This is a genomic window from Pseudarthrobacter sp. CC12, assembly GCF_039907755.1.
Classification (GTDB): Bacteria; Actinomycetota; Actinomycetes; order Actinomycetales; family Micrococcaceae; genus Arthrobacter; species Arthrobacter niigatensis.
Window position 1 is genome coordinate 1 of record NZ_JARDJH010000063.1, and the last position, 7503, is coordinate 7503.

Annotated in this window: 7 protein-coding genes and 1 pseudogene; all 8 read left to right on the top strand. The window is 64.7% G+C overall.

The genetic code is table 11. The features are described 5' to 3' along the window. Positions 1-160 precede the first annotated feature (160 nt). On the top strand, positions 161-1042 hold the full coding sequence (locus PV772_RS22615; RefSeq protein WP_347887655.1) for a cytochrome c oxidase assembly protein: 882 nt from the start codon (positions 161-163) through the stop codon (positions 1040-1042). Positions 1043-1170: 128 nt separating this feature from the next. After that, a complete protein-coding gene (locus PV772_RS22620; protein WP_141158974.1) occupies positions 1171-1788 on the top strand; it encodes a uracil-DNA glycosylase in 618 nt (205 codons plus the stop codon). Positions 1789-1949: 161 nt separating this feature from the next. Further along, a complete protein-coding gene (locus PV772_RS22625; RefSeq protein WP_168223192.1) occupies positions 1950-3062 on the top strand; it encodes a thermonuclease family protein in 1113 nt (370 codons plus the stop codon). A 243-nt stretch (positions 3063-3305) separates the two neighbouring features. Next, on the top strand, positions 3306-3956 hold the full coding sequence (locus tag PV772_RS22630) for a DedA family protein (RefSeq protein WP_141182737.1): 651 nt from the start codon (positions 3306-3308) through the stop codon (positions 3954-3956). A gap of 43 nt (positions 3957-3999) precedes the next feature. Beyond that, a complete protein-coding gene (locus PV772_RS22635; RefSeq protein WP_347887656.1) occupies positions 4000-4707 on the top strand; it encodes a FadR/GntR family transcriptional regulator in 708 nt (235 codons plus the stop codon). Positions 4708-4737: 30 nt separating this feature from the next. After that, a complete protein-coding gene (locus PV772_RS22640) occupies positions 4738-5766 on the top strand; it encodes an asparaginase (protein ID WP_347887657.1) in 1029 nt (342 codons plus the stop codon). Positions 5767-5806: 40 nt separating this feature from the next. After that, positions 5807-7222, top strand: coding sequence for an aspartate ammonia-lyase (locus PV772_RS22645; protein WP_141182740.1), 1416 nt, complete (start codon positions 5807-5809; stop codon positions 7220-7222). Positions 7223-7249: 27 nt separating this feature from the next. Further along, a pseudogene (locus PV772_RS22650) lies at positions 7250-7503 on the top strand (L-asparagine permease); the annotation flags it as partial.

Here is a 7503-nt window from a genome sequence, read left to right on the forward strand (position 1 = left end):
CAAACCATCCAGGGACAGCGGCATATCGTCGCAACCACCACCCCCACCGGCCACACCTACCACTCCACCGCCCCACCCTTCCCCGGCGCTCCGATATGCCAAATCCCGGCACACGGCAACCAGTCAGGCCATTCTCAGGAACGACGCCTAGCATTGGCCCGTGCCACCCCTTGAGATCCTCCTTTCCTCCTGGCGACTCGATTGGGCCGCTGCAGCTTTCGTCGCGGTGACCGGCATCCTGTACGGGTGGGGAATGCGGTCCGCCGCACTCGGCGGCCATCGGTGGCCGGTGTGGCGGGCGGTAGCGTTCTACGTCCTGGGCCTGGGCTCGTTCACCATCCTTACCTGCGGCTTTACCGGGGTTTACGGCGCTGAGCAACGGTGGGCGTTCACCCTCAAAATATCCCTGCTGCTGTTTGTTGTGCCCCTGCTGATCGGGCTTGGCAAACCCCTCACCCTTGCCCGGGCAGCATTGGCCCCCAAGGGCAAGTCGGCCTTGGACAAAGTCCTGTCCAGCAGGCCAGTTCGATTCGTGAGCAACTCATTCGGTGCGCCGCTGCTGGGCCTGGCACTCTTCTCCACTTTCCTCACGCCGGCCTTCTTCACATTGCGGACCGACCCCGTGGCCGGCGCGCTGCTCACCCTTGGAGTACCTCTTTTGGGAATGCTGATGGCGTTGCCCATCATCGAAGAATCCGACTTCCAGCGGTCCAGCGCCTACCTGACCCTTGAATTCATGTTCGTATTCATCGAGCTGCTGATCGACGCGGTCCCGGGCATCCTGTTGAGCCTCAACGGCCAGGTACTCGACCATGTGATGTCCGTTTCCAATCCCCAATGGTGGTTCCGGGACGCCCTTCAAGACCAGCAGTTCGCCGGGAACCTGCTGTGGTTCATCTGCGAGGTCCTGGACCTGCCGTTGATCATTCTCATGTTCATCCGCTTCTCGCGCAGTGACAAAAGGGAAGCCGGCGCGTTCGATGATCTGACAGATGAGCAGCTCGATGAACTTCAAAACCAGCACCTGCGCGGACGGCACTAGGCCAACCGGCAGCGGGCGGAAGCAACCTGGACGTCTCCCCAAAATCTGGTGTGCCCACCCCTACCCGGGGAAGCGTAGAGTGACATAGGACGCCTGATTCTGGACGCCTCGCTGCCAAGGGAGTAATCGTGACGATTGATTGGGACGAAAAAAAGGCCCTGCTACAGGAACCGAATATCGCGAAGGTAACCCAACTTTGCGATGAACTGATGGAAAAGAAGCCCGGTTCCAATGTCCCCTACATCGACCCCGTCCACGACGAAGACGAGTGCAGAATCATCAGCCTCCAGGCGAGCCCCGGCAAGGGGACCGAATCCGGGTTCGTCTCCCACAACAATGATGACGAGGCTGCCCGCAGGGCCACCCAGATCTATGAACTCGCCGAGCTGGATCCCCGGTACGTCATGCCGTGGAATGCCTACCCCTGGGTGCGGGAGAGTGGCAGCCCCTCGGCGTTGAGTGTCCAGGAAAAGACCGACGGCCTCCGCCCGTTCCGCCAGTTCCTCAAAATAAATTCCCGCGTTTCGGCCATCATCGCGCACGGTACGGACGCTTCCACGTTCCTGACCCTCTTTGAGAAGACTTACCACTCATCGTTGAAGAACAGCGGCATCAAGATCTATAAGGCCTCCGCCCTCGGCGGCAGGGCCTTTGCTGTTTCCGAGGCCAAACAGGAAGAGCTGCTCACCAAGAGCGTCGAAACTTACCGCGACGCGATGCAGCGGGCGGGCATTCAGCACCTTTAGGCCCGGGGTTGCCCGTATTCGATAAAACTGCGCCCTCCTTGATCCGCCCTTGATGCATTCTTGCCCCTCCATCTCCAGCATTGGTGGAGTAAACACTCAGGAATCTCCGAGGTATGCCTTTGAACAGCCTCGTTTCCTGGTTTAAATCGGGGGAACTTGGCATGAAGAAGATACTCATCGCGTCGTTGCTGACAACGGGCCTGGTCGCCGGATCGTTCGCTGCGGGTGCAGCTGCCAACGCCGGCAACGGCACTGTTGTCCGCGTCATCGACGGGGACACACTGGTGGTTTCCATCAACAACAGCGACCAAACAATTCGCCTGTTGAACATCGACACCCCTGAAACCAAGGACCCGAACCAGCCGGTCGAATGCCTCGGCCCGGAGGCCTCAAAGTATCTTGAGGGCCTGCTGCCGAAGGGAACCCAGGTTAGGTTGGAGTTCGACGCCGAGCGTCACGACAAGTACGGCCGGACTCTCGCCGGCGTCTTCACCGCAGACGGTTCCCTGGTCAATGCCAAAATTGCGCAGCAGGGACTGGGAATTCCAGTCGAGTATGGCGGCAACAGAAGGTTCCTCCCGCCCGTGACAGCGGCATACGAAGAGGCCAGGGCGGCAAAGACCGGCCTCTTCTCGGAGGGCATTGGCTGCACCCTTCCAGCCCAGTTGGCTGAGGCGACCCAAGGACTGGAAACCGCCACCGCGGCTTCGCCGGCAACTACTTCCGCCGCGGCAGGTACTGCGGCAGGCGTACTCGCCGCCAAGGTGGCAGCGGCCAAGGCCTTGCGCAAGATCCTGAACGGTGACAAGGCGACAGAGCGGGCGCTCTTCTGGGCTGGCCTTTCAACTGTCGTGCTGGCCAAGCACGTATCCAACCTCGACAAAAAGATCTCCGCCGCAGAAGCGAAAGCAGAAGATACAAAGGCCCTGAAAGCTACCCTGGCCGCGGCGGAGAAGAAAGCCGAGGAGGAGCGGGCGGCGGCTGCAGCCCGGGCGGCCGCTGAACGCAAAGCGGCAGAAGAGCGGGCTGCCGCGGAAAAGAAGATGGCGGAAGAGGCCGCGGCGGCCGAGGCTGCTGCAAAAGCCGCAGCAGCCGAAGCAGCCCGGAAAGCGGCGGCTGAGGCGGAACGCCTGCGCAGTCTTCCGGCACCAGCACCAATCCCAGCGCCCTACGTCGCGCCGGCGCCGCAGCCATACGTTCCTCCTGCCCCCTCCACCAAGTACACCGGCCCACGCTGCTATGCGCCGGGCGGTAAGACGTGGCGGCCATGCTGACCCCCCCCAAACCCATCTTCGGAGATAACGGGGATGGCAGATTTACAGGTTTCTTTCAGCCATGCGGGTGCATACTCATAGGAACCCTGACCGGCGATAGAACCAGGCTGAACCTTGACGTCCCGTACCAACCATTCCCCCGGGGCGGCGTCCCAAGCGGACGCCGCGGCCGTGCGCATGGCGGCCCTCCCCCAGCTTCGGCACTGGATCGCCGTCCCGGCGTGCCAAGCCTGACCCGCTGCCATGTCGGGCTTCATTGACAGCCTCCTGAACGTCAGCCCGCTGGTGGCGTACATTGCCGTCTTCTGCCTCGTGTTCGCCGAGGACGCCTTGTTCGTCGGCTTCGTCATCCCGGGCGAAACCGCAGCTGTCCTGGGTGGAGTGGTGGCCAGCCGCGGTGAAGTGCAGCTTGGCGTCATGATGGCCCTGGTGGTGGCCGCTGCCATCATTGGCGACACTGTTGGCTACGAGGTGGGCAAGCACCTGGGCAGCCGCCTCGTGAAAACCAAGGCACTCGCCCGCCATGCTTCAAAACTGGAATACGCCCAGGACCTGCTGCGCCGCAGGGGCGGTTCCGCGGTTTTCCTGGGCCGCTTCACCGCCTTCTTCCGCGCCGTCATGCCCGCCCTGGCAGGTACGTCCCGCATGCCCTACGGCAGGTTCTTTGCCTACAACGCGGCAGGGGGCCTGGTCTGGGGCATCGGCTTCGTCCTTCTGGGGTACCTCGCCGGCAACTCCTACGAGGCCGTCGCCAAAGCGGTGGGACAAGACCTCGCCCTCGTCATTGCCGCCGTGGCAGTGGTGGCACTCGCCGTCTGGCACTTCCGCTCACGACTCCGGAGGCAGCAGCGGCGCCCGGCAGGCCGACGGCGGGACAGCGCCCCGAATTCATGAGCAAGGTTTGACAGCAAACTGTGACCAGTGCCATATTTAAGGCGTGAACCTGTCAGACAGCCGGACAGCAGGACAGCCTGCATTCCGTCCCCTTGCCCGGCTAAGCGCTGCCGAGGCGGTGTTCAACGCCATCCGCGGGGACATCGAGTCCGGCAACATCCCGGTTGGCAGCAAACTCAGCTCAGAGGCCACACTCTCCCAGCAGTACGGAGTAAGCCGCTCGGTGATCCGGGAGGCCCTCCGCTCGTGCACCGCCCTCGGCATGACCGTCACCCGCACCGGCAAGGGCACGTTCGTCATTGCCAACAAGGTGGCAAATGACCTCACCTTGGGCCAGTACTCCGCCCGCGACCTTACCGAAGCCCGCCCCCACATCGAAATCCCCGCTGCCGGACTTGCCGCTGAGCGGCGCACGGAAGAAGAACTCGATACCCTTCGCCACATCATGGGCGCCATGTCCACCGAAACCGACCTGGAATCGTGGGTGGCCCTGGACTCCAGCTTCCACGCCACGATTGCCCGCGCCAGCGGCAACAAGGTGTTCGCAACAGTCGTGGCTGACATCCGGGACGCACTTGCGCACCAATCCGAGACCCTGAACATGGTGGCAGACCGCCAGCACGCTTCAGACATCGAGCACCAGGAAATCCTCGCTGCCATCGAAGCCGGCTCCGCGGAAAAAGCCCGTGCCGCCATGGCCCACCATCTCGAAGCCGTGGGCGTAGCCCTGGACTCCATCCTTAACAGCTAGCAAGATCCAACCGACCTTCCCAAGGACCCCATGCCCTCCCCCGTTTTTTCTGCTGCCCACACCGCTGCCCCGGCCGGGGTGACCCTTCCGCAGCATGCCCCCTTGGTCGCGGCCATCCGCGACCAACTGGTGGAAAGCATCCACTACGGCTCCGCCATTGCCCTCGCGGCTGACGGTTCCGTGGCAGCGTCCGCGGGCGATCCCCTGGCACCGTTCTACCCCCGCTCTGCGCTCAAGCCGCTCCAGGCGGTGGCCATGGTCCGCGCGGGCCTTGAACTTCCGGCAGACCTGCTGGCACTGGCCGCCGCGAGCCATTCGGGCGCGGCAGCACACCGCGACGGTGCGCTGCGAATCCTCGAACTGCACGGACTGGCCCCCGCGGACCTGGAGAACAGCATTGACCTCCCCTACGGCACCGCCGAACGGGAAGACTGGCTGCGCACCGGCGGAAGCGCCACCCACATCGCCCAGAACTGCTCGGGCAAGCACGCCGCCATGGTGGCCACCTGCAAAATCAACGGCTGGCCTGTGAAGGGTTACCTGGACCCATCCCACCCGTTGCAGCGGCTCGTGGCGCAAACGGTCATCGACCTGACCAGCGAAGAGCCGGCCGCCGCGAGCACGGACGGCTGCGGCACCCCCTTGTTCGCCGTCACGCTGCGCGGCATGGCCCGCGCCTTCGGCCGGATTGCCAAGGCTGCGGCGGACGACGACGGCAGCCCGGAAGCCGTCGTCGGCCTCGCCATGCAGCAGCACCCCGAGATGGTGGCCGGCGAGGGGCGCGACGTCACCGCACTGATGCGCCTGCTGCCCGGCACCGTGGCAAAGGACGGCTTTGAGGGCGTGCAGCTGGTGGGCCTGCCCTCCGGCAGCGCCGTGGCCGTCAAGATCTCCGACGGCGGCGACCGCGCCCGGATGCCCGCCACCGTCCGCCTGCTGGAGGCACTGGACATCGACACCGACGAGCTCGCCGGCATCGCCACCGCCCCGGTACTGGGCGGCGGCCGCGAGGTGGGCCGGCTGTTGGCCACTGATTTCCTTGCTCCTGTATCCGCATAACGACTGTCCGAACCCGACAACGACGCCCCGTAAGGACCCCATGACCATCACCCAAACCACCGCAGACGTCCGGTCCGAACACGACCTGCTCGGCGACCGGGACGTGCCCGCGCACGCCTACTGGGGCGTGCACACGCTCCGGGCCGTGGAAAACTTCCCCATCACCGGCCAGAAGCTCTCCTCCAACATGCACCTGGTCCGGGGCCTTGCCGCCGTGAAACTGGCCGCCGCGCGCACCAACCGCGAGCTGGGCCTGCTGGATGCCGAACGCGCCGAAGCCATCGAGCAAGCCTGCCAGGATGTCATGGCCGGACGCCTTGCCGACCAGTTCGTGGTGGACGTGGTCCAGGGCGGTGCCGGGACGTCGTCGAACATGAACGCCAACGAGGTCATCGCCAACCGGGCCCTGGAGATCCTGGGCCACCCCAAAGGCGACTACGCGCGGCTTCACCCCAACGACCACGTCAACCTCAGCCAGTCCACCAACGACGTGTACCCCACGGCCGTGAAGCTGGGCACCATCTTCGCCGCCCGTGAGCTGCTGGCTGCACTCGAAGAACTCGAGGATGCCTGCGCTGCCAAAGCCATGGAATTCCGCACCGTGGTCAAGATGGGCCGCACCCAGCTGCAGGACGCCGTACCCATGACCCTGGGCCAGGAGTTCGGCAGCTACGCCGTGACCATCGGCGAGGACCGGCTGCGCCTGGCTGAGGCCGAACTGCTGATCCACGAGATCAACCTGGGCGCCACCGCCATCGGCACTGGCCTGAACGCCCCCGCCGGCTACGCCGACACAGCCTGCCGGCACCTGGCGGAAATCACCGGACTGCCGCTGGTCACCGCCGTCGACCTCATCGAAGCAACCCAGGACGTGGGCGCGTTCGTCCACCTCTCCGGCGTCCTCAAGCGCGTGGCAGTGAAGCTGTCCAAGATCTGCAACGACCTCCGCCTCCTCTCCTCGGGCCCCCGGGCCGGCTTCGGCGAGATCAACCTGCCGGCCGTCCAGTCGGGGTCCTCCATCATGCCCGGCAAGATCAACCCGGTCATCCCGGAAGTGGTCTCCCAGGTGGCCTACGAGGTCATCGGCAACGACGTCACCATCACCATGGCCGCCGAAGCCGGGCAGCTGCAGCTCAACGCCTTCGAACCGATCATTGTCCACAGCCTCCACAAGAGCATCTCCCACCTCGAAGCAGCCTGCCGCACCCTCACGGCCCGCTGCATCAGTGGAATCACCGCCAACACCGACCACCTGCGCCGCACCGTGGAGCAGTCCATCGGCCTGGTCACCGCATTGAATCCCCACCTCGGCTACGCCACCGCCACTGCCATCGCGCAGGAAGCACTTGCCACCGGCAAGGGCGTGGCCGAGCTCGTTCTGGAACACGGGCTCCTCACCGACGCCCAGCTCCTGGACCTCCTGAGCCCCGAACGCCTGGCAAACCTCAGCAAGTAGTCCCCACCTGCTCCGAAGGACACACCAATGACAAATACTCCCCTTCCCGACCACCTGATTGATGGTGGTCACGCGCATGCGTCCGAGACCTCCCTGCACGCGGAGGACAAGGGCTACCACAAGAACCTCAAGCCCCGGCAGATCCAGATGATCGCGATCGGCGGCGCGATCGGTACCGGCCTGTTCCTGGGCGCCGGCGGCCGCCTCAACGCGGCCGGCCCGTCCCTGGTCATCGCCTACGCGGTGTGCGGGTTCTTCGCGTTCCTGATCCTGCGCGCCCT